This window comes from Allobosea lupini (assembly GCF_900109525.1).
GTDB lineage: Bacteria > Pseudomonadota > Alphaproteobacteria > Rhizobiales > Beijerinckiaceae > Allobosea > Allobosea lupini.
On record NZ_FOAN01000003.1, the window covers coordinates 625287 to 646794 of the forward strand.

Annotated in this window: 18 protein-coding genes; 9 read left to right on the top strand and 9 right to left on the bottom strand. The window is 67.0% G+C overall.

The genetic code is table 11. From position 1 onward, the window contains the following. Positions 1–8: 8 nt before the first annotated feature. On the top strand, positions 9–992 hold the full coding sequence (gene tal, locus BMZ21_RS12310) for a transaldolase (RefSeq protein WP_091834061.1): 984 nt from the start codon (positions 9–11) through the stop codon (positions 990–992). A gap of 61 nt (positions 993–1053) precedes the next feature. On the opposite strand, the gene BMZ21_RS12315 is transcribed toward tal, so the two are convergent. The 5 genes from BMZ21_RS12315 to amaB all read right to left on the bottom strand — a co-directional run bounded on the left by BMZ21_RS12315 (position 1054) and on the right by amaB (position 7519). Beyond that, positions 1054–1563: a hypothetical protein gene (locus BMZ21_RS12315; protein ID WP_091834064.1), complete on the bottom strand. Its 510-nt coding sequence runs from the start codon at positions 1561–1563 to the stop codon at positions 1054–1056. A gap of 115 nt (positions 1564–1678) precedes the next feature. Then, complete coding sequence (locus BMZ21_RS12320; RefSeq protein ID WP_091834067.1) at positions 1679–3349, bottom strand: thiamine pyrophosphate-binding protein; 1671 nt, start codon at positions 3347–3349, stop codon at positions 1679–1681. Then, complete coding sequence (locus BMZ21_RS12325; RefSeq protein WP_091834070.1) at positions 3342–4532, bottom strand: CaiB/BaiF CoA transferase family protein; 1191 nt, start codon at positions 4530–4532, stop codon at positions 3342–3344. The genes BMZ21_RS12320 and BMZ21_RS12325 overlap by 8 nt, the downstream gene beginning before the upstream one ends. A gap of 121 nt (positions 4533–4653) precedes the next feature. Next, on the bottom strand, positions 4654–5871 hold the full coding sequence (locus BMZ21_RS12330; RefSeq protein WP_091834073.1) for an acyl-CoA dehydrogenase: 1218 nt from the start codon (positions 5869–5871) through the stop codon (positions 4654–4656). A 127-nt stretch (positions 5872–5998) separates the two neighbouring features. Further along, positions 5999–7519 (bottom strand): L-piperidine-6-carboxylate dehydrogenase, encoded by a 1521-nt coding sequence (amaB, locus tag BMZ21_RS12335; RefSeq protein WP_091834078.1) that lies wholly within the window; start codon positions 7517–7519, stop codon positions 5999–6001. Between the two features lie 254 nt (positions 7520–7773). Here amaB and BMZ21_RS12340 point away from each other — a divergent pair, with 254 nt between their 5' ends. The 3 genes from BMZ21_RS12340 (at position 7774) to BMZ21_RS12350 (ending at position 10503) form a co-directional block, all read left to right on the top strand. Continuing rightward, a complete protein-coding gene (locus BMZ21_RS12340) occupies positions 7774–8688 on the top strand; it encodes a LysR family transcriptional regulator (RefSeq protein ID WP_091834081.1) in 915 nt (304 codons plus the stop codon). 72 nt (positions 8689–8760) lie between these two features. After that, positions 8761–9981, top strand: a complete 1221-nt coding sequence (locus BMZ21_RS12345; protein ID WP_091834084.1) for an NAD(P)/FAD-dependent oxidoreductase — start codon at positions 8761–8763, stop codon at positions 9979–9981. A gap of 15 nt (positions 9982–9996) precedes the next feature. Beyond that, complete coding sequence (locus tag BMZ21_RS12350; protein ID WP_091834087.1) at positions 9997–10503, top strand: DinB family protein; 507 nt, start codon at positions 9997–9999, stop codon at positions 10501–10503. Positions 10504–10518: 15 nt separating this feature from the next. On the opposite strand, the gene BMZ21_RS12355 is transcribed toward BMZ21_RS12350, so the two are convergent. Continuing rightward, a complete protein-coding gene (locus BMZ21_RS12355) occupies positions 10519–11055 on the bottom strand; it encodes a hypothetical protein (RefSeq protein ID WP_091834091.1) in 537 nt (178 codons plus the stop codon). Between the two features lie 176 nt (positions 11056–11231). Between BMZ21_RS12355 and BMZ21_RS12360 the strand changes: the two genes are divergently transcribed. Both BMZ21_RS12360 and BMZ21_RS12365 read left to right on the top strand, forming a co-directional pair. Next, a complete protein-coding gene (locus BMZ21_RS12360; protein WP_091834094.1) occupies positions 11232–11864 on the top strand; it encodes a LysE family translocator in 633 nt (210 codons plus the stop codon). A 107-nt stretch (positions 11865–11971) separates the two neighbouring features. Further along, entirely contained in the window at positions 11972–13162 is a 1191-nt protein-coding gene (locus BMZ21_RS12365) for a pyridoxal-phosphate-dependent aminotransferase family protein (protein WP_091834408.1), read from the top strand. Positions 13163–13196: 34 nt separating this feature from the next. Here BMZ21_RS12365 and BMZ21_RS12370 read toward each other — a convergent pair whose 3' ends face one another. Next, complete coding sequence (locus BMZ21_RS12370; RefSeq protein WP_091834097.1) at positions 13197–14663, bottom strand: methyl-accepting chemotaxis protein; 1467 nt, start codon at positions 14661–14663, stop codon at positions 13197–13199. Positions 14664–14897: 234 nt separating this feature from the next. Between BMZ21_RS12370 and BMZ21_RS12375 the strand changes: the two genes are divergently transcribed. Continuing rightward, entirely contained in the window at positions 14898–16106 is a 1209-nt protein-coding gene (locus BMZ21_RS12375; protein ID WP_091834100.1) for a M20 family metallopeptidase, read from the top strand. 172 nt (positions 16107–16278) lie between these two features. On the opposite strand, the gene clpB is transcribed toward BMZ21_RS12375, so the two are convergent. Further along, complete coding sequence (clpB, locus tag BMZ21_RS12380; RefSeq protein ID WP_091834102.1) at positions 16279–18900, bottom strand: ATP-dependent chaperone ClpB; 2622 nt, start codon at positions 18898–18900, stop codon at positions 16279–16281. Between the two features lie 181 nt (positions 18901–19081). Here clpB and BMZ21_RS12385 point away from each other — a divergent pair, with 181 nt between their 5' ends. After that, a complete protein-coding gene (locus tag BMZ21_RS12385) occupies positions 19082–19411 on the top strand; it encodes a DUF2293 domain-containing protein (protein WP_091834411.1) in 330 nt (109 codons plus the stop codon). A 103-nt stretch (positions 19412–19514) separates the two neighbouring features. Then, positions 19515–20303: an MOSC domain-containing protein gene (locus BMZ21_RS12390; protein ID WP_244543816.1), complete on the top strand. Its 789-nt coding sequence runs from the start codon at positions 19515–19517 to the stop codon at positions 20301–20303. A gap of 56 nt (positions 20304–20359) precedes the next feature. On the opposite strand, the gene BMZ21_RS12395 is transcribed toward BMZ21_RS12390, so the two are convergent. Continuing rightward, positions 20360–21403 (bottom strand): DUF4167 domain-containing protein, encoded by a 1044-nt coding sequence (locus BMZ21_RS12395; protein ID WP_167561617.1) that lies wholly within the window; start codon positions 21401–21403, stop codon positions 20360–20362. Positions 21404–21508: the final 105 nt, after the last annotated feature.

A 21508-nucleotide genomic window follows, 5' to 3' on the forward strand; every position in this document is an offset into this window, starting at 1 on the left:
ATGACGCGATGACCGCCTCCAAGCTCGACCAGCTCCGCGCCATGACCACCGTGGTCGCCGACACCGGCGACATCGAGGCCGTACGCCGCCTCAAGCCGGTCGACTGCACCACCAATCCGACGCTGCTGCTCAAGGCGGTTGAGACGCCGGCCTATGCCGGTCTCGTCGAGGAGGCGATCGCCTGGGGCAAGCGCCAGGACGGTGCGGGCGCGGTCGAGGCGGTCTGCGACCGGCTGGCCGTCACCTTCGGCACAGAACTGACCAAGATCGTCCCCGGCCGGGTCTCGACCGAGGTCGATGCCGATCTCTCCTTCGACACCGAGGCGACGCTCGCCAAGGCGCGCGCCATCATCGCGGCCTACGAGGAGCGCGGCGTCGGGCGCGAGCGCATCCTGATCAAGATCGCCTCGACCTGGGAGGGCATCCAGGCTGCGCGCGTCTTGCAGGCCGAGGGCATCGACTGCAACCTGACCCTGCTCTTTGCTTTGCCGCAGGCGGTCGCGGCGGCCGATGCCAAGGCCTTCCTGATCTCGCCTTTCGTCGGCCGCATCCTCGACTGGCACGTCAAGGCCGGCGGCGGCCCCTACACCGCGGAGACCGATCCCGGCGTCGTCTCGGTGAAGAGCATCTATGCCTATTACAAGGCCTTCGGGATCAAGACCGTGGTCATGGGCGCCTCCTTCCGCAACATCGGCGAGATCGAGGCACTCGCCGGCTGCGATCGGCTGACGATCGGTCCCGGCCTGCTCGACGAGCTCGCTGGCGCGACCGGCAACCTCCCGCGCAGATTGTCGCCGGCAGCCTCGCCGCAAGTCGGATCCCCTGAAGGCGCGAAGAAGATCACGCTCGACGAGAAGTCCTTCCGCTTCGCCATGAACGAGGATGCGATGGCGACCGAGAAGCTCGCCGAGGGCATTCGCGGCTTCGTCAAGGACCTGCGCAGCCTGCGCAAGCTCGTCGCCGCCAAGCTCGACGAGGCGAAGGCGGCGTGAGCCTGACGGATTCGGCAAAGATCGCCGTCACCGGTCACGCCAGCGCAATCGGCCGCGCGACTTACTGAAGCTGAGAGACGGCGGTCGCGGCCGGCTGGGCAGGCGCTGCCGGGGTGGTGGAGGAGCCGCCGAAATAAGCGCGTCCACCGGCTGCCGCCTGCAGCAGATGCTGCTGTCCCTTCGGCAGTTTCCTGCTGTCGACGAGTGCCGTGAAGGCGGCCGGCCTATGCTGGGAGGTGCTTCGGCCGTCGAAGACGACGACGCCGGAACGTGTCACGACGATGTCGCCTTTGCGCAGTGTCGGGTCGTTCAGATACCAGTAGGGATCGCTCGCCGCATCGAGCTTGACGGCGGGCTCGGGCGGCTTAGTCGTCGTCGCCGCAGCGCGCGGCTTCTGCCGCTTCGGCTGCACGGTCATCTCGAAAGGGTCGGCGATTGCCGCTGGTGGCGTCGGGCGAGCCCCGAAAACGCGGGCCAGATCGTCAAAGAAGCCGGCAGCCTTGGCCGGCGCCGTCACGGATAGTCCGATCGCGCCCGCGATAGCCATCGTCAGAGCCAGTTGCCGTGCCATTGTCCTTCTCCGTTGCTCGCCTGTCTCCAACGAGGTGCGGGCCAGAAAGTTCAATGGCGTCGTCAGAGCCGAATCCGACCGGGCCGAAGCGACCCGATCGGCAGATCGAACCAGGTCAGCCTTGCGCCGCGATCGCTTCGGCGCGGATGGTCGAGAGCGATTTCGCCGGCGTGATCGCCTCGGGATCGAGCAGGCAGTGGATGATCGCCGGCTTGCCGCTGGCGACGGCGCGCTCGAAGGCCGGAGCGAACTCCTCGGTGGTCTCGACCCTTTCGCCATGGCCGCCGAAGGCCTTGGCATAGGCGGCGAAGTCAGGGTTCTTCAGCGTCGTCGCCGAGACGCGGCCGGGATAGTGCTTCTCCTGGTGCATGCGGATGGTGCCGTACATGCCGTTGTCGACGACGATGACGATCACCGGCAGGTCGTACTGGACGGCCGTCGCGAAGTCCTGACCGTTCATCAGGAAGCAGCCATCGCCGGCAAAGGCGATCACCGTCCGGTCCGGAAAGAGCCGCTTGGCGCCGATCGCCGCCGGCACGCCATAGCCCATGGAGCCCGAGGTCGGCGCAAGCTGCGTCGCGAACTTGGTGAAGCGGTGGAAGCGGTGCACCCAGCTGGCATAGTTGCCAGCCCCGTTGCATAGGATGGCGTCGGCGGGGATGTTGCGGCGCAGCCAGGTCACCATCTCGCCGGGATGGAATTTGCCGGGCACCGGTGCCGGCTGTTCGCTCCAGGCGAGATAGGCGTCATGTGCTTCGGCGGCCGCACCGGCCCACGGGATCACCTGCGGCGGGTGCACCGTCTCGATCGCGGCGCAGAAGGCGGTCGGCGAGGCGTTGATCGCCAGCTCCGGCCGATAGACGCGGCCGAGTTCTTCCGGATCGGGATGGACATGGACCAGCGGCCGGCCCGGATTGGGAATGCCGAACAGCGTGTAGGACTGGCTCGGCATCTCCGACAGTCTCCCGCCGACCAGAAGGACCAGGTCGCTGTCCTGGATGCGCTTCAGCAGCTTCGGATTGGGGCCGATGCCGAGATCCCCGGCGAAATTCGGATGATCGGCCGGGAAGACCATCTGCCGGCGGAAGGAGACCGCGACCGGCAGGTCGAAGCGTTCGGCGAAGCGCTGGAAGCGCGCGATCGCCTGCGGGTCCCATCGCGAGCCGCCGAGGATGGCGATCGGCGCCTTCGCCGCCCAGAGTCGCTTCTGCAGGTCGATCGTCTGCGAGAGCGAGGGGTGCGTCTCGGTGATCTGATAAGGCTGCGCGTCCGGGACGTCGGCGAGGTCGGTCAGCACGTCCTCCGGCAGCGCGATCACCACCGGGCCGGGCCGGCCGGCGGTGGCGACATGGAAGGCGCGGCTGATGATCTCGGGGATGCGCGCGGCATCGTCGATCTCGGTCGCCCATTTGGTCATCGTGCCGAAGACGGCACGATAGTCGAGCTCCTGGAAGGCTTCGCGCTCGCGCATGCCGCGCTCGATCTGGCCGACGAACAGGATCATCGGGGTCGAGTCCTGGTCGGCGATATGGATGCCGGGCGAGGCATTGGTCGCGCCGGGGCCGCGCGTCACGAAGCAGATGCCGGGCTTGCCGGTGAGCTTGCCGGCGGCCTCCGCCATCATCGCCGCGCCGCCCTCGGCCCGGCAGATGGTGACCTGCATGTCGGCGTCATGCAGCGCGTCGAGCACGGCAAGATAGCTCTCGCCAGGCACGCAGAAGGCGTCGGTCGCGCCGTGGATCAGGAGTTGGTCGACGAGGATCTGCCCGCCAGTGCGCTCAGCCATTGTGCGGCCCTCCCCAGGCCGGGTCGTTCAGGATTTCGTCGGCATGCTCGCCAAGGCGCGGGCTCGGCCGGCTCGCGACCTGCCTGATGCCGTCGAGCACGATCGGCGAGGCGACGGTCGGGGTCGAGCCGGCCTTGGCCGCCGGATTCTTGAGGTCGACGCGCACGCCGCGCGCTTCCACCTGCGGATCGGCGAAGACCTCCTCGATCGTGTTGATCGGGCCGGCCGGCACGCCGACCGCTTCCAGCTTCGCCAGGAGGTCGAGCTTGGCGAAGCGGCTGGTCAGCGCGTTGAGGCGCGCGGTCAGCGCCACGCGGTTGGCGATGCGCGAGCGGTTGTCGATGTAGTCGGGCTCGCTGGCAAAGCCCGCATCGCCGACGACCTCGCAGAGCTTGCGCCACTGCCCGTCATTGCCGGTGGCGATGATGATGTGCCCGTCGGCCACCGGGAAGACGTCGTAAGGCACGATGTTCGGGTGCGCGTTGCCGAGGCGCTGCGGCGCCTTGCCGGAGGTGAGATAGTTCATCGCCTGGTTGCCGAGCACGGCGACTTGCGCATCGAGCAGCGCCATGTCGAGCACGGCGCCTTCGCCGGTCGTATCGCGCCGGCGCAAGGCGGCGAGGATGCCGGTCGTGGCATAGAGGCCGGTATAGATGTCGGCCACGGCATAGCCCGCCTTCATCGGTGCGCCCTGCGGTTCGCCGGTGACCGACATCGGCCCGCCCATGCCCTGGACCAGGAAGTCGTAGCCGGCGCGCGGCGCATAGGGGCCGTCCTGGCCGAAGCCGGTGACGGAGCAGTAGATCAGCCGCGGATAGGCCTTGCGCATCGAGGCTGCGTCGAGCCCGTATTTGACGAGCCCGCCGACCTTGAAGTTCTCGATCACCACATCGGCATGGGCGGCGAGGCGATGCACCAGCGCCTGGCCTTCCTCGGTGCGGAAATCGGCCGTGATCGAGCGCTTGCCGCGATTGGCCGAGTGGAAATAGGCGGCGGAGAGATGCTCGTCGCCCGTACCCTCGACGAAGGGCGGCCCCCATTTGCGAGTGTCGTCGCCTTCCGGCGCCTCGACCTTGACGACATCGGCGCCGAGATCGGCGAGGAGCTGGCCGATCCAGGGCCCGGCAAGGATGCGCGCCAGTTCGAGGACGCGCAGGCCGGCGAGGGGAGGGGCTGAAGTCATAACGGAGTCCACGCCGTCATCCCGGCCGCAGCGAAGCGGAGAGCCGGGACCCATGCCGGAACGATTCAGGCATGGGTCCCGGGTCGAACTGCGCTCGCCCGGGACGATCCGAGAGGGAGGATCAGAAGAACGCCTGCAGCCCGGTCACCGCCCGGCCCAAAATCAGCGCATGGACGTCGTGCGTGCCCTCATAGGTGTTGACCGTCTCGAGGTTCGCCGCGTGGCGCATGACATGGTACTCGATCGAGATGCCGTTGCCGCCGTGCATGTCGCGAGCCTGGCGGGCGATGTCGAGCGCCTTGCCGCAATTGTTGCGTTTGACGAGGGAGATCATCTCCGGTGCCATCTTGCCCTCATCGAGCAGGCGGCCGACGCGCAGCGAACCCTGCAGGCCGAGCGTGATCTCGGTGACCATGTCGGCGAGCTTTTTCTGGAACAGCTGCGTCTGGGCGAGCGGCTTGTTGAACTGCTTGCGGTCGAGCCCGTATTGGCGGGCGCGGTTGAAGCAATCCTCGGCGGCGCCCATCGCGCCCCAGGAGATGCCGTAGCGGGCGCGGTTGAGGCAGCCGAACGGACCCTTGAGGCCCGAGACGTTCGGGAGCAGGTTCTCTTCCGGCACGATCACGCCATCCATCACCACTTCGCCAGTGATCGAGGCGCGCAGCGAGAGCTTGCCGCCGATCTTCGGGGCGGAGAGGCCCTTCATGCCCTTTTCGAGGATGAAGCCGCGGATCTGGTTGTCATGCGCTGCCGACTTCGCCCAGACGACGAAGACGTCGGCGATCGGCGAGTTCGAGATCCACATCTTGGATCCCGTCAGCCTGTATCCGTCGGCGACCTTCTCGGCGCGGGTCTTCATGCCCGCAGGGTCGGAGCCGGCATCCGGCTCGGTCAGCCCGAAGCAGCCGACCCACTCGCCCGAGCCGAGCTTGGGCAGGTACTTCTTGCGCTGGTTCTCGTCGCCGTAGGCGTAGATCGGATACATCACCAGCGAGGACTGCACCGACATCATCGAGCGATAGCCGGAGTCGACGCGCTCGACCTCGCGGGCGACGAGCCCGTAGGAGACGTAGTTGGCGCCGGCGCAGCCATATTCTTCCGGGACCGTCACACCGAGCAGGCCGAGCTCGCCCATCTCGTTGAAGATGCCGCGCTCGGTCTTCTCCTCGAGATAGGCCTCGGCCACGCGCGGCAGCAGCTTCTCCTGCGCATAGTCGCGCGCGGTATCGCGGATCAGCCGCTCGTCTTCGTCGAGCTGGTCGTCGATCAGGAACGGATCCTGCCAGTTGAACTCGGCCAGCTTGTGGCTATGGGCGGTCTTGCGCGCGGCTTCTGCCATGATCTCAACTCCCCTGTTCGTCTGATCGTCATGGTCGGGCTTGACCCGATCATCTCGGAAACCAGCTAGCCGGTCCTGAGATTCTCGGGTTTGCGCTTTGCTTCGCCCGAGAATGACGGCTTATCGATCACGCATCCACGTCGAAACTGACGCCCTGCGCCAGCGGCAGCGTGGTGCCGTAGTTCAGCGTATTCGTGGCGCGGCGCATATAGGCCTTCCAGGCATCCGAGCCGGCCTCGCGGCCGCCGCCGGTCTCCTTCTCGCCACCGAAGGCGCCGCCGATCTCTGCGCCGGACGGGCCGATATTGACGTTGGCGATGCCGCAATCCGAACCCTCGTCGGAGACGAACAGCTCGGCTTCGCGCATGTTGAGCGTGAAGATCGAGGAGGACAGGCCGGCGCCGACCGCATTCTGAATCGCGATCGCTTCGTCTATCGACTTGTACTTCATTACATAGAGGATCGGGGCGAAGGTCTCGCGCTCGACCGGGCCGCACTGGCTGGGCATCTCGACCAGGGCCGGACGGACATAGAAGCCGCCCGAGCCGACATCGACCTTCTCGCCGCCATGCACCTTGCCGCCCTCGGCCTTGGCCTCGGATAGCGCCTTCTGCATGCCCTGATAGGCGGCTTCGTCGACCAGCGGGCCGACCAGAACGCCGGCCTCGCGCGGATCGCCGATCTTCACGCCAGCGTAGACCTTGGCGAGCTTCGGCACGAGCTGGTCGTAGACGCTCTCATGCACGATCAGGCGGCGCAAGGTGGTGCAGCGCTGGCCGGCCGTGCCCATGGCGGCAAAGGCGATGCCGCGCAGGGCGATGTCGAGATCGGCCGAAGGCGCCACGATCGCCGCGTTGTTACCGCCGAGCTCGAGGATGGCGCGAGCGAAGCGGGCGGCGAGCTTCTGGCCGACCTCCTTGCCCATCCGGGTCGAGCCGGTGGCGGAGACCACCGGGACGCGATGGTCCTGCACCAGGATGTCGCCGAGCTCGCGGCCGCCGATCAGGATTTCCGACAGGCCGATCGGCGCCTCGGGTCCGAAGCGCTTCATTGTCTTCAGGGTGATCGCCTGCACGGCGAGCGCGGTCAGCGGGGTCTTCTCCGACGGCTTCCAGACGACGCTGTCGCCGCAGACAAACGCGAGCGCCGCATTCCATGACCAGACCGCGACCGGGAAGTTGAATGCCGAGATCACGCCGACCACGCCGATCGGGTGCCAGGTCTCCATCATGCGATGGTTCGGACGCTCGGTCGCGATGGTCAGGCCGTAGAGCTGGCGCGACAGGCCGACCGCGAAGTCGCAGATGTCGATCATCTCCTGGACCTCGCCAAGGCCCTCGGACGTGACCTTGCCGGCTTCGAGCGTCACCAGCAGGCCGAGATCGGCCTTGTGCGCGCGCAACTCCTCGCCGAGCAGGCGGACGAACTCGCCGCGCCGCGGCGCCGGCACCTTGCGCCAGGCGAGGTAAGCGGACTGGGCCCGGCCGATCGCGGCCTCGGCCTCGGCGGCGCTCGTCTCGCGCAGCGTAGCGACAGTCTCGCCGGTGATCGGCGAGCGGGCGCTGAGGCCGGCGCCGGCATAGGCGCTCTCGGGGACGCCGAGGCGCTTCAGCAAGGCGAGGGCGTCGTTCGGAAGGGAGGTCGTCATGGTGTTGATCCTGATCGCCAGCGAACCACAGCCCTCATTACGAGGAGCGCTTCCAAAGGAAGCGCGTCTCGAAGGATGCTCCAGTCGACTGCAGTGATGCAGTCTGGAGCATCCGTCGAGACGCCGCTACGCGGCTCCTCAGGATGAGGGCTCGTATTGGGCTGCGAGCTGCAGCCCGGCATTCGACCGCACAATGCCCTCTTCCAGCCGCTCTCCGCAATCGATATGTTCTCACGACTTGATGAGTTGAGATCATGACCTCCGAAATCGTTCCCGGCCGCCTCTCAGTGCCCTCGCTATCGGCGCTCGCCGCCTTCGAGGCGGCGGCGCGACATGGCAGTTTCACCCGCGCCGCCGAGGAGCTGAACCTGACGCAGGGCGCCGTCAGCCGCCAGATCGCGCTGCTGGAGCAGAATCTCGGCCTGAAGCTGTTCGAGCGCGTGAAGAAGCGCGTCAGCCTGACGCCGGCCGGCGGCGCCTACGCGGCCGAGGTGCGCGACGGGCTTTCACGCCTGGCCGCCGCGACGCTGTCCGCCATGGCCTTCCGGGGCGGCGCCGGCCTGCTCCATCTCGCCATCCTGCCGACCTTCGGCACGCGCTGGCTGATCCCGCGTCTGCCGCGCTTCACCGAGGCTCATCCCGGCGTCACCATCAACTTCTCGACCAAGCTGGTGCCTTTCGACTTCGCCCATGACGCGGCCGACGCCGCCATCCACTTCGGCCTTCCGGTCTGGCCCGGCGCGCGGCTGCACCGGCTCATGGGCGAGGAGGTCGTGCCTGTCGCTGCGCCGGCGCTGGTCGCGCGGGCCGGTCTCAAGGAGGCAGCCGATCTGCTGCGCCAGCCCTTGCTGCAGCAATCGACCCGCCCGCGGGCCTGGGCCAACTGGCTGGAGCAGCAGGGCCTGCCGCCGGAGCGGGCGCTGATGGGGCCGCGCTTCGAGCAGTTCGCCATGGTGGCTCAGGCGGCGGTGGCGGGGCTTGGCGTCGCCATCGTGCCGCGCATCCTGGTCGAGGAGGAATTGCGCTCGGGCGCGCTGGTCATCCCGGTGGATCGGCCGGTGCGCGGGTCGGAGGGGTATTACCTCGTCTATCCCGAAGCCAAGGCGAGCTTGCCGGCGGTGGTCGCTTTCCGCGACTGGCTCGTCGGCGAATGTGAGGGCATGAACTAGGCTCTCGACAAGCGCCGGTCGAGTCGTCATTCATGCGCGGAGATCACGAACCATCGCTTGCGCAGGTCATCCATGTCTTCCGCTCCAGCCTCGGCCGACATCGTCATCGTGGGAGGCGCCGCGATCGGCTCTTCCGTCGCCTATCACCTCGCCAGCGATCCCGGATTCAACGGCAAGGTCATCGTCATCGAGAAGGATCCGACGTATCGGCTTTCGGCCTCGGCGCTCTCTGCCGCCTCGATCCGCCAGCAGTTCTCCAGCGCGGTGAATATCCGCGTCTCGCTCTTCGGTATCGAGTTTTTGCGCAATATCGGCCAGCACCTCTCTGTGGATGGCGAGGCCCCGTCGATCGATCTGCACGAGGGCGGCTACCTCTACGTCGCCGGCGATGAGGGGCGTAAGGTTCTTGAGCAGAATCAAAAGCTTCAGCAGCAGGAAGGCGCCGATATTGCGCTTTATGCTGCAGAGATGCTGCGCAGCAAATTCGGCTGGCTGAATACCTCGGATCTCCTCTGCGGCACCTATGGCGTCAGCGGCGAGGGTTGGTTCGACGGCTGGGCCCTGCTGCAGGCCTTCCGCAAGAAGGCACGGTCGCTCGGCGTCGAATACCGCCAGGGCGAAGTCGCTGGTTACGTCGTCGAAGGCGGCCGCGTCACCGGCGTCGAGCTGGCCGATGGCAGCCGCATCGCCTGCGCCGCCGCGGTCAACGCGTCAGGTACCCATGGCGCCAGGCTCGCCGCGACCGCCGGTGTCACCATCCCCGTGAAGTCGATGAAGCGCTATGTCTACAGCTTCACCTGCAAGGGCGAGGTCGACAATTGCCCGCTGCTGATCGACACCTCCGGCGCTTATGTCCGCCCCGAGGGCAAGCGCGGCAATGAGGGGCAGATGTTCATCTGCGGCTCCTCGCCGCCGGAAGAGCTCGACCGCGAATGGGTCGAGACCGATGCCGATGTCGAGGATGTCGAATGGTCCTTCTTCGAGGAATATGTCTGGGCGCCGCTCGCTCATCGCGTGCCCGCTTTCGAGGCGATCAAGCCCGGCCGCGCCTGGGCCGGTCCCTATGACATGAACGGCCTCGACGGCAATGCCATCCTCGGCCCTGCCGTCGGCGTGCCCAATCTCTACCTCGCCAACGGTTTCTCCGGCCACGGCCTGCAGCAATCGCCGGCGGTCGGCCGCGGCCTTGCCGAGCATATCGCCAACGGTCGTTACCTCACGCTCGACCTCGCCGATCTCGGCCATGAGCGAATCGTCGCCGGCAAGCCGCTGCGCGAGGCGAACATCATCTGAAGGGGAGTACGCGTCATGATCGACACGGCCTATGTCGCGACGATGGCGCGCTATAATCGCTGGCAGAACCGCAGCCTCTATGGCGCCGCCGACACGCTCACCGACGAAGCGCGTCGGCAGGATCGCGGCGCCTTCTTCGGCTCGATCCACGGCACCTTCTGCCATCTGCTCTGGGCCGACCGGATGTGGCTGTCGCGCTTTGCCGGAACGCCGAAACCGACCGTGCCCAACCGCGAGTCCTCGCGGATGATCGAGGACTGGGAGGAGCTGAAGGTTGCACGCCACGATGTCGACGAGACGATCCGGGGTTGGGCGGAAGACCTCTCGCCGGAGTGGCTCTCAGGGAACGTGACCTGGTTCTCGGGCCTGACCGGGAGTGAAATGACGATGCCGGCACCGATTCTCGTCATGCACTTCTTCAATCACCAGACCCATCACCGCGGCCAGGCCCACGCCATGCTGACGGCGGCAGGGGCGAAGCCGGATGATACCGACCTGATGCTGGTCGAGCTGAAGGCCTGAGCCGCCGATTCCCGGTCAGGCCTTTGCACGTTGCGGACGTCGTGGCGGCCGTGACGACTTTGGGCTCTCAACTTTCTTCGGCTCGTCTTCCTCGTCCCCGACATCGTCGGGGATCGCCGCCGTCGCATGCTGGCTGAGCTTCTGGAACAGGCCGAGCCCGACCAGCGCCGCCACCGCGACGAGCATCAGCAGGGACGGGAACAGGATGTCGGCCGGCTTGTCGCGCGCCGCCTTCGTGATCAGCACCAGCGACTCGAGGCTGAGCGCGACGATGATGATCGTCATGAACTTGGTCAGCGAGCCGCGCGCTTCCGCCGGCCGCCGCAGTTCGCGGTCGGCGATGACCTCCTCTTCGAACAGGAACTTGCCGACATCGGCGACGGCGACCGCGATGATCACCAGCCCGATCCCGTCGAGCATCGTGTCGAGCGCACCTTCGCCGGTTCGAAAGCCGACGAAGGTGCGCGAGATCGCGACCGCCATCAGCAGCAAGGAGGCCAGCAGCAACGAGCCGGCGATGCCGGAATAGAGCAGGCGGCTGAACAAGGTCATGGCGTGGATCCCCCCGAGATGATGCCCATGAACCCGGCAGGCGGCGACTCGTTCCCGCCACCTGCTGCCAGGGAAGCCGGAGCGGGATGGCGGCGATGCAGCCGCGTCATAGGTTGCGCCTTGCGGGCGTTTCGCCGGCAATGCCATGGTCGCGCACCTTGCGGCCGGAGCGCGCCATGATCGATACGAGCAACCTGATCGCCTTCATCCTGCTCGCCTTCGGCATGGTGCTGACGCCAGGGCCGAACATGATCTACCTGATCTCGCGCTCGATCGCGCAGGGGCCGGCTTCCGGGCTGATCTCGCTCGGCGGCATCGCGCTGGGCTTCGTCTTCTATGTCTTCTGCGCGGCCTTCGGCATCACCGCGCTGCTTTTCGCCGTACCCTTCGCCTATGACGCGCTGCGGCTGGCCGGCGCGGCCTACCTGCTCTGGCTCGCCTGGCAGGCGGTCCGGCCGGGCGGCAGCTCGCCCTTCCATGTGCGCGAGCTCAAGCATGACGGGCCGCGCAAGCTCTTCATGATGGGCTTCCTCACCAGTCTGCTGAACCCGAAGATCGCGATGTTCTACCTGGCGCTGCTGCCGCAGTTCATCGATCCGGCTGCGGGCAGCGTGCTGACGCAGTCGATCGTCCTCGGCTTCATCCAGATCACCGTCTCCGTCAGCGTCAATACGCTGATCACCTTCGCCGCCGGTGGCATCGCGATCTTCCTGCGCACGCGCCCGTTCTGGGCGCTGGTGCAGCGCTGGGTGATGGCGACGATGCTCGCCGGCTTTGCCGTGCGCATGGCGGCCGAAGCGCGCCGCTGACAAGCCGCGCGCAACGATTTCTGCACCGTTCATAGGGTTTGTGCATCGCGCCGTCGGATTGCTGCTTGTTCAGCGGGTCCGATCCGAAGCGTAAGGCGGGGGTCTTCATGAGTGTTGCCAATGGCCGGGTCCTGCTCGCAATGCCGGGGCCGACCAATATTCCCGATCGCGTTCTCCAGGCGATGATGCGCCCGGCCGAGGAGCTTGCCTCGAAGACGATCGTCGACCTGACCGAAACTTTGCTGGCCGATCTCAAGGCTGTCTTCCGCACGACGGGCGAAACGTTCCTCTACGCTGCCAATGGCCATGGCGGCTGGGAGGCGGCGCTGACCAATGTCCTCTCGCGCGGCGACAAGATCCTGGTGCTCGCCAGCGGCCGCTTCGCCATCGGCTGGGGCGAGATGGCCCGGTTCATGGGCGCCGATGTCGAGGTGCTCGCCGGTTCCTGGCGCGCGGCGGTCGATCCGGCGGCAGTTGAAGAGCGCCTGCGGCAGGACAAGGACCACGCGATCAAGGCTGTGCTGACGGTCCAGATCGACACCGCCTCCGGCGTGGTCAACGACATCCGCGCGATCCGCCGCGCCATCGATGCCGCCGGCCACCCCGCGCTCTACATGGTCGATGGCGTCGCGGCCCTCGGCTGCATGCCGTTCGATATGGACGGCTTCGGCGTCGATGTCGCGATGTCCGCTTCGCAGAAGGGGCTGATGACCCCGCCGGGCCTCGCCTTCGTCGCAGCGAACGCCAAGGCGCTGCATGCGCACCGGCAGGCGACCATGCGCACGCCCTATTGGGACTGGACCGCGCGGATGGACCCGCTTCTCTACATGAAGCATTGCGGTACGCCGCCCGAGCATCTGATGTTCGGCCTGCGCGCCGCGCTCGACATGATCTTCGCCGAGAGCCTCGACGGCGCTTGGCGGCGTCACGCCCTGCTGGCGGCTGCGACGCAGGCCGCGACGTCGAAATGGGCTGAAGGCCAGGCGCTGAGCTTCAACGTCGTCGAGCCGTCGCAGCGCGCCCCCTCGGTCACCACCATCCTCGTCGACGGCGATCCGACTGTCATCACCGACTATGCGAGAGAGGTCTGCGGCGTCACGCTCGGCCTGGCCATCGGCGATCTTACCGGCAAGGCTTTCCGCATCGCTCATATGGGCCATGTCAACGCGCCGATGGTGCTGGGCAGCCTGAGCGTTGTCGAGATGGCGCTGCAGGCGAAGGGCATCCCGCACGGGGAGGGCGGTGTCGCGGCTGCCATCGCCTACCTTGGCGCCCATGCGCGCGAGGTGGCGGCCTGATCGCGCCGCCGAGGCGGATCGCTGGGCTACCGTTTCAAGCCGCCGAGACGCGCTGCAGGAACTGGTGAACGGTGCTTTCGAGCTCTTCGGCCTTGCCTTCGAGTGCCGTGGTCGAGGCGAGCACCTCGCTCGCGACCTCATGGGTCTGGTTGGCCGAGCCGCGGATGTTGTTGGTGGTCTGGGCCAGATATTCCGTGCCGGTCGCGACCTCGGCGATGCTGCGGCTGATGACATGGGTCATCTGGCCCTGTTCCTCCAGCGCTGCAGCGATCGAGATCGTCCGTTCGTCCATGTCGGCCATGCCGGCGGTCAGCTTGGCGATGGTCTCGACCACGCCGGAGGTCGCCTGCTTGATCTCGGCGATCTGTCCGGCGATGTCCTGCGTCGCGATCGCGGTTTGATGCGACAGGCTCTTGACCTCGCCGGCGACGACGGCAAAGCCCTTGCCGGCGTCGCCGGCGCGCGCCGCTTCGATCGTCGCGTTGAGCGCCAGAAGATTGGTCTGCCCGGCGATGCCGCGGATCAGGGCGACGATGCCGTCAATGCGCTGCACCGCGCGGTCGAGCACGTCGACCGAGCCGGCTGTGGTTCGGGCGCTGCCGTTCATGTCGGCGACCAGCGCCTGGGTGGTAGCGAGCTGCCGGTCGATCGCCGTAATCGCGGTCGAAAGCTGTTCTGTCGCGGTGGCGACATCCGAGACGTTGCGCGATGATTCCTCCGAGGTCGAGGCGACGGCGGTGACCTCGCCATTGGCGATATCGGCGATCTCGTTCAGGGAGGCGGCGCGGCCCTTGAGGTCGCGGATATCCTGCAGAACCGTGTCGAGCGTCGCAAGGAACTGCGTGTTGAAGCCGGCGACGATGTCCCGGGTCGTCTGGCGCCGGGCAGCTTCGCGCTCCATGTCGTGCAGTTGCGCCTGGTGCAGTTCCTCGGCTTGAGCCATGGCGTCGTCCCGCGCCTGCGCAGCCATGTCGCCTGCGGCCGTGAGTGTTTGGCTCTGCTGCCGGATGATCCAGAGCAGCAGCCCGAGCTGGACGATGACTCCGATGAGGAAGAGCGCGTCTCCTTGCAGGCTCGTGCCTGACCGGGAGAGCAAAGCACCTATGAGGCTGCCATGGCCAAGCGCCAAGACCGCCGTGGCGACCAGCGGCTGCCAGGCGCACCAGCCGGCCGAGAGCGTCAGCATGATCAGCAGCACGGAGTCGCTCACCTCATGCCAGCCAGCGCCCTTGAGCGCGTATGTGAAGGCAAGGGCGCTACCGGTGCTGCTCAGCGAGAGGATGATCTGCGTCACCATGCCGGTCGGGTTGTACCGCCAGAGCAGGGTCGCGAAGGCCGCCAGTCCGATCGTGATCAGGAGGGGCGTGAGTGAGCCGGCGCCCCCGGTGACGAACCAGGACAGCATGGTGAGCGGCACGAAGAGCCAGAGCAGCAAGGTCAAGGCGCCGCCGACGCGCAAACGCAGCTGCGTCAGATAGGTCGCGGCGGAATCGGTCTGCATGCGGGCGTTGGCCTGTGAGCGCTGTTCGGAAATGGCCGATAGCGGTCGACAGGCCAGTCCCCCTTGTCAGCCTGTCCCATCACGCTGAATTTTCGCTTAACCATAGGTTCGCTGTCGGCGGAATCGCCGCATATTCCGGCCGCGCCCGAGGTCTGGCGGGCTTGCACGCTGCTCCTATCGTCGCCGGAACGGCTTGGGTAAGCTCGCCGCCATCTCACGAGACGGAAGTCGACCATGACCGACACGACACAGGAAGAAGCCCGCATCCTCGCCTGGCTCGGCGAGCGCAAGCAGGCGATGATCGATCTGCTGCGCGAGATGGTCGATACCGACTCGGGCTCCTATGACAAGGCCGGCGTCGACCGGGCCGGACAGGTGCTGGCCCGCTTCCATGAGGCGAACGGCCTCTCCGTCGAGATCGTGCCGGATGCGCGCTATGGCGATGCGGTCAAGGCGCGCCTGCCCAATCCGACCGCGAACGACCAGCGGCCGATCCTGCTGCTCGGCCATCGCGATACGGTCTTCCCCAAGGGCGAGCCGAGCCGCCGGCCCTTTACCCTCCGCGATGGCCGCGCCTATGGGCCAGGCGTCGCCGACATGAAGGCCGGGCTCGTGATCGAAGCCTTCGTCGCCGCCGCCTTCGCCGCCAATGGCGGCCTCAAGGCGCCGCTGCTGATGCTGACCACCAGCGACGAGGAGATCGCTTCGCCGTCCTCACGGCCGGTGATCGAGGCGGCGGCGCGCGAGTCGCGCTGCGTCTTCAACGCCGAGCCGAGCCGGCTGCCGACAGGGACGGACTACGGCCGCGATCAAAAGCAGTCGATCACGTCGGGCCGCAAAGGCGGCGTCTTCATGCGGGCCGAGTTCCTGGGCAAGGCGGCCCATTCCGGCGCCAACTACGAAAAGGGCATCTCGGCCATCGTCGATCTCGGCCACAAGATCCCGCGTCTGCAGGGGCTAACCGATCTTGCCGCCGGCGTCACCGTCAATGTCGGGCTGATCGGTGGCGGCCAGACCGTCAACACCGTCGCGCCCTCGGCCTGGTGCGAGATCGACCTGCGCTACAAGACGGCGGCTCAGCGAGAAGAATTGGTCGAGGCGATCCGCGGCATCGTCGAGACGCCGGTGGTCGAGGGCTCGTCGGCGAAGCTGATCATCAAGGGGGAGTTCGTGCCGCTGGAGCAGACGCCGGATTCGCTCGTGCTCTACGACACCTATCGCGAGGCGGCGGCGAGCCTGGGTATCGCGGTCACGGCGGAATACACTGGTGGCTGCGCCGATTCCGGTTTCACGGCGGCGCAGGGCTGCCCGACGCTGTGCAGCGTCGGCCCGGTCGGCGGCATGGCCCACACGCCGGACGAGTTCCTGGAGGTCGAGAGCATCGTTCCGGCGGCGCAGACGCTGGCGCTGGCGGTGATGCGCATCGCGGCGCGGATGGAATGACATACGTCATGCTCGGGCTTGACCCGAGCATATCGGCGAGAGGAGGCTCCGCTCAACGCCTTCTCATCCCGAGATTCTCGGCTCTACGCTTCGCTGCGGCCGAGAATGACGCCCCAGAAAGAAAAGGGCGCCGCGTGAGCGGCGCCCTTCGTCTTGATGACTGAGCGAAGGTTCAGTTCAGCGCCACCCCTGCCGGCCGGTGCTCGGTCGCGGCGGTGAACTCGCCGAGCATCAGTCCGGCCGGACCGACCGTGACCGGCACGGTCTCGCCATCGCGGATCGCACCCGCGAGCAGCAGCTCCGCCAGCGGGTCCTGCACCGACTTCTGGATCACGCGCTTCAGCGGGCGCGCGCCATAGGCGGGGTCGTAGCCCTTCTCCGCCAGCCAGTCGCGCGCATCCTCCGAGAGGTCGAGCGTGATCTTGCGGTCGACCAGGAGCTTGCCGAGGCGAGCCATCTGGATGTCGACGATCGCGCCCATGTCCGACCGCCGCAGGCGATGGAACAGGATGATGTCGTCGATCCGGTTCAGGAATTCCGGCCGGAAGGCGTGGCGGACCACGCCCATTACCTCGTCGCGCACGACGTCGCTGTCCTGCCCTTCCGGCTGGTTCACCAGGAACTCCGAGCCGAGGTTGGAGGTCATGATGATCAGCACGTTGCGGAAGTCGACCGTGCGGCCCTGGCCGTCGGTCAGGCGCCCGTCGTCGAGCACCTGCAGCAGGACGTTGAACACGTCAGGATGCGCCTTCTCGACCTCGTCGAACAGCACGACCTGGTAGGGCCGGCGCCGGACCGCTTCGGTCAGTGCCCCGCCTTCCTCATAGCCGACATAGCCCGGAGGCGCCCCGATCAGCCGGCTGACCGAGTGCTTCTCCATGTATTCGGACATGTCGAGGCGGACCATGGCGGTATCGTCGTCGAACAGGAACGACGCCAGCGCCTTGGTCAGCTCGGTCTTGCCGACGCCGGTCGGGCCGAGGAACATGAACGAGCCGATCGGCCGGTTCGGATCCTGCAAGCCGGCGCGGGCGCGCCTGACAGCCTTGGAGACGGCTTCGACCGCTTCGGCCTGGCCGACGACGCGGTTGCCGAGGCTCTGCTCCATATGCAGCAGCTTCTCTTTCTCGCCCTCCAGCATCCTGTCGACCGGCACGCCGGTCCAGCGGCTGACGACCTGCGCGACATGGTCCGGCGTTACCGCCTCCTCGACCATGCCGGAGGTGTCGCCCTTCGCCTCGATCTCGGCGAGCGCCTTCTCGAGCTGGGGAATCTCGCCATAGGCGAGCTCGCCGGCGCGCTGGTACTCGCCCTTGCGCTGCGCCTGGGCGAGCTCGTTGCGGGCGCTGTCGAGCTTGGTCTTGATCTCCGCTGCGTGGCCGAGCTTGTCTTTCTCGGCCTTCCAGGTCGCGGTGATCGCGGCCGAGCGCGCTTCGAGCTCGGCGAGCTCGGATTCGAGCCGCTTCAGCCGCTCTTTCGAGCCGGCATCGCTTTCCTTCTTCAGTGCCTCCTGCTCGATCTTGAGCCGGACGATCTCGCGGTCGATCGAGTCGAGTTCCTCGGGCTTGGAGTCGACCTGCATGCGCAGCCGCGCCGAGGCCTCGTCGACGAGGTCGATCGCCTTGTCGGGCAGGAAGCGGTCGGTGATGTAGCGGTTCGAGAGCGTCGCGGCCGAGACCAGCGCCGAGTCGGTGATGCGCACGCGGTGATGCTGCTCGTATTTCTCCTTCAGGCCGCGCAGGATCGAGATCGTGTCCTCGACCGTCGGCTCGTCGACGAAGACGGGCTGGAAACGCCGCGCCAGCGCTGCATCCTTCTCGACATACTTGCGATACTCGTCGAGCGTGGTCGCGCCGACGCAATGCAGTTCGCCGCGAGACAGGGCGGGCTTCAGCAGATTGGAGGCATCCATGGCGCCGTCGGTCTTGCCGGCGCCGACCAGGGTGTGCATCTCGTCGATGAACAGGATGACTCCACCAGCCGCGGCCGAGACCTCGGAGAGCACGGCCTTCAGCCGTTCCTCGAACTCACCGCGATATTTCGCGCCGGCGATCAGCGCGCCCATGTCGAGTGCGAGCAATTCCTTGTCCTTCAGGCTCTCGGGCACGTCGCCATTGACGATGCGCAGCGCGAGCCCCTCGGCGATCGCGGTCTTGCCGACCCCGGGCTCGCCGATCAGCACCGGATTGTTCTTGGTGCGGCGGCTCAGCACCTGGATGGTGCGACGGATCTCCTCGTCGCGTCCGATGACCGGGTCGAGCTTGCCGTCGCGGGCCGCGGCGGTGAGGTCGCGCGCATACTTCTTCAGGGCGTCATAGCCTTGCTCGGCAGAGGCGGAGTCGGCGGTACGGCCCTTGCGGATCGCTTCGATCGCGGCATTCAGCCCCTGCGGCGTGACGCCGGCCTTGGCGAGGATCTTGCCGGCCTCGCTGTCCTTCTCGATCGCCAGCGCAAGCAGCAGCCGCTCGACCGTGACGAAGCTGTCGCCAGCCTTCTCCGCTGCCTTCTCGGCCGTGTCGAAGACGCGCGCCAATGCGGGCGTCAGGTGCAGGCTGTTGGCGCCTGCGCCGCTCACCTTCGGGAGCTTGGCGAGCGCCGCGTCGATCTGCTGCTTCGCGAGCCGCGACTGCCCGCCGGCTCGGTCGACCAAGCCGGAAGCCATGCCCTCGCTGTCGTCGAGCAGTGCCTTCAGCAGATGCTCTGGCGTGAATTGCTGATGGCCTTCGCGCATGGCAATCGTCTGCGCGGCCTGCAGGAAACCCTTTGCCCGGTCGGTATATTTCTCGATGTTCATTCGGCTACCTCCGCACGCCAGTCGCGCCCCGAAGCGGCGGAGCCGGCTGCTTTTCGATGGGATAGGGCCCCCTGATGGGCGGCCCCTCGTCCTCAAAGATAGTGTTGCTTTCGCGCAACGTAAGGGGAAGGACGCAGCTTTGACATTGACGATCGTCAACGCCTGCGCCCAGCCTGCCGGCATGGTCGGCACGAAGCGGCAGCAGGCGATTCGAAAGGCGTTGCGGACGCTCGTGCCCGGCATCCCGCTGCTCGACGCCGAGGCGGTGCTGGCGCTCGCCGGCCGGGTCCAGATGAAGGCGCTGCCGCCTTCGACCGCGCTCTGGCTCGCGCTCGGTTCCCATGTCCGGCACGCCCATACCGACTACGACAGCCTGCTCGCCGAGGGCTATGAGCGCGACGCCGCCCGCTTTTTCGTCGTCGACGCCATCGATGATGTGCTCTCGGGCTGGGGCTGCCAGCGCTCGATCCTGGACGAAGAGGCCGAGGAGGGCGCGGAGCAGTCGCATTGATCGGATCGATGCAATCCTTTCATCGACCATGAGGCCCGTGGGCGGTGGCGTCGCGGTGCCCTGCATGGCACTTTCCGCCCTCGCAATCGGAAGGGCAGGGCCCATGCGCGTCGCTTCGCTGTATCGCTATCCGGTCAAAGGCCTGTCGCCGGAGCGGCTGAGCCGGGCCGAATTGCCGACAGGTGGCTACTTCCCCGGCGACCGGCTCTTCGCCATCGAGAACGGGCTCTCCGGCTTCGACCCGGCCGAGCCAGCGCATCAGCCGAAGATCAAATACCTGATGCTGATGCGCAACGAATCGCTGGCGCGCCTGCGCACGCGGTACGAGGACGCCAGCGGCGATCTCGTCATCGGCCATGATGATGGAGAGACCAGGATCGCCACCCAGACCGCTGCCGGCCGCGAACAGCTCAGCGCCTTCTTCAAAGCCTTCATGTCGCAGGAACTGCGCGGCGAGCCGCGCCTGCTGGCCGCGCCGGCGGGCTACCGTTTCACCGATTCACGCTCGGGCTTCGTCTCGATCATCAACCTCGCCAGCGTCGCCGACCTGGAGACGCGGCTCGGCGTTCCCGTCGATCCGCTGCGCTTCCGCGGCAATGTCATGGTCGAGGGCCTGCCGGCCTGGGCCGAGCTCGATCTGGTCGACCGCGAACTTGTTGCGCCGTCGGGCCTGCGACTCCAGGTGATCAAGCGGATCGAGCGCTGCGCCGCGACAAATGTCGACCCTGTGACGGGCGCGCGCGACCTGCAGATCCCGAAAGCGCTGATGAAGGGCTACGGCCATGTCGATTGCGGCATCTATTGCCGGATCGTCGGTGGTGGCGCACTGGCCGAGGGTGAGCGGCTGACGCTGGTCGAGGTCAGCGAGCCGGCAGCGCTCGGCGTCGCCTGAAAAGAAAGAGGGCCCTTTCGGGCCCTCTCTGAACGATCCTGATGTCTTTGGCGGGATCACTCGGCCGGGGGCTCGCCGCCGTCGCCGCCAAGCGCGTCCATCACCTCGCGCGGCGAGCGCCGCCGGGGCGCCCGGCGCTTTGGCTTCTCGCCAGTCTCGGGCGCGCCTTCCGCGGCTTCGGCCGGGGCAGCTGTAACGACGACCGGAGCTGCAGGCTCTTCCGCGATTGCGATCGGCACGCGGGTCGGCGTGGTCAGGAAGGCCGGAAGCGCCGGCGCGACATCCTGCTCCTCGTTTGTGTTGCTGGCGCGAGCCTCATCGCGGTCGCGGCGCGAAGGACGCTCGCCGCGCGGCGGACGGTCCGGGCGCTCGAAGCGACGCTGCTCGACCGGCGGCTGGACGGGTGCGATGTCCGGCTGCTCGGCACCGGGCTGAGCCTCGGGGCGCGGAGCGTAGGAACCGTTCTGGCCCTCGGGGCGCTCGAAGCGACGCTCGCCGCGGTCCTGGCGTTCGCCGCGATCCGGACGATCGCCACGATCCTGGCGGTCGTTCCGATCGTTCCGGTCGAAGCGGCGCTGGCCGTTCCGGTCGAAATTGCGCTCAGGGCGGTTATTATTGTTATTGGGCCGGTCGAAGCGCTGGCCGTTGTTCTGGCTGCCGCCTTCGCCTTCCTCGCCTTCCTGGCGCTGGCCGCCATGGCCGTTCACGCCATTGCCATTGTACTGGCGCTCGCCCTGCTGCTGGCCGCCCTGGAAGTTGACGTCTTCCTCGCCTTCCTCCTCGCCGTCGTCAGCGTCTTCGACGAAGGCACGGTTCGGTTGGAAGCTGTGGCCGAACTGCTGCGTCATCTGCTCCTGGGCAGCGAGCAGAATGCGATAATAGTGTTCGGCATGCTGGAAATAGTTCTCAGCGGCAACCGGATCGCCGGAGGATTGCGCATCGCGAGCGAGCTGGAGATACTTCTCCGCCACATTCTGCGCCGTGCCCCTGACCTTGACGTCCGGGCCGTTCGACTCGTAGCTGCGCTGCAGCGGATTGGGTGACTTACGATTGCCGTTGTTGCTGTTGTTATTGTTATTATTGTTGCTACGGCCGCGCATGCGCCGGTTCTGACCTGGTCTCATTCGCGTCTGTCTCGCGTTCCGTTCATTCAAAGCAACCTTGAGGTCGTCATGCGCGTCGTGACACGCGGCGGGTTGCGACGC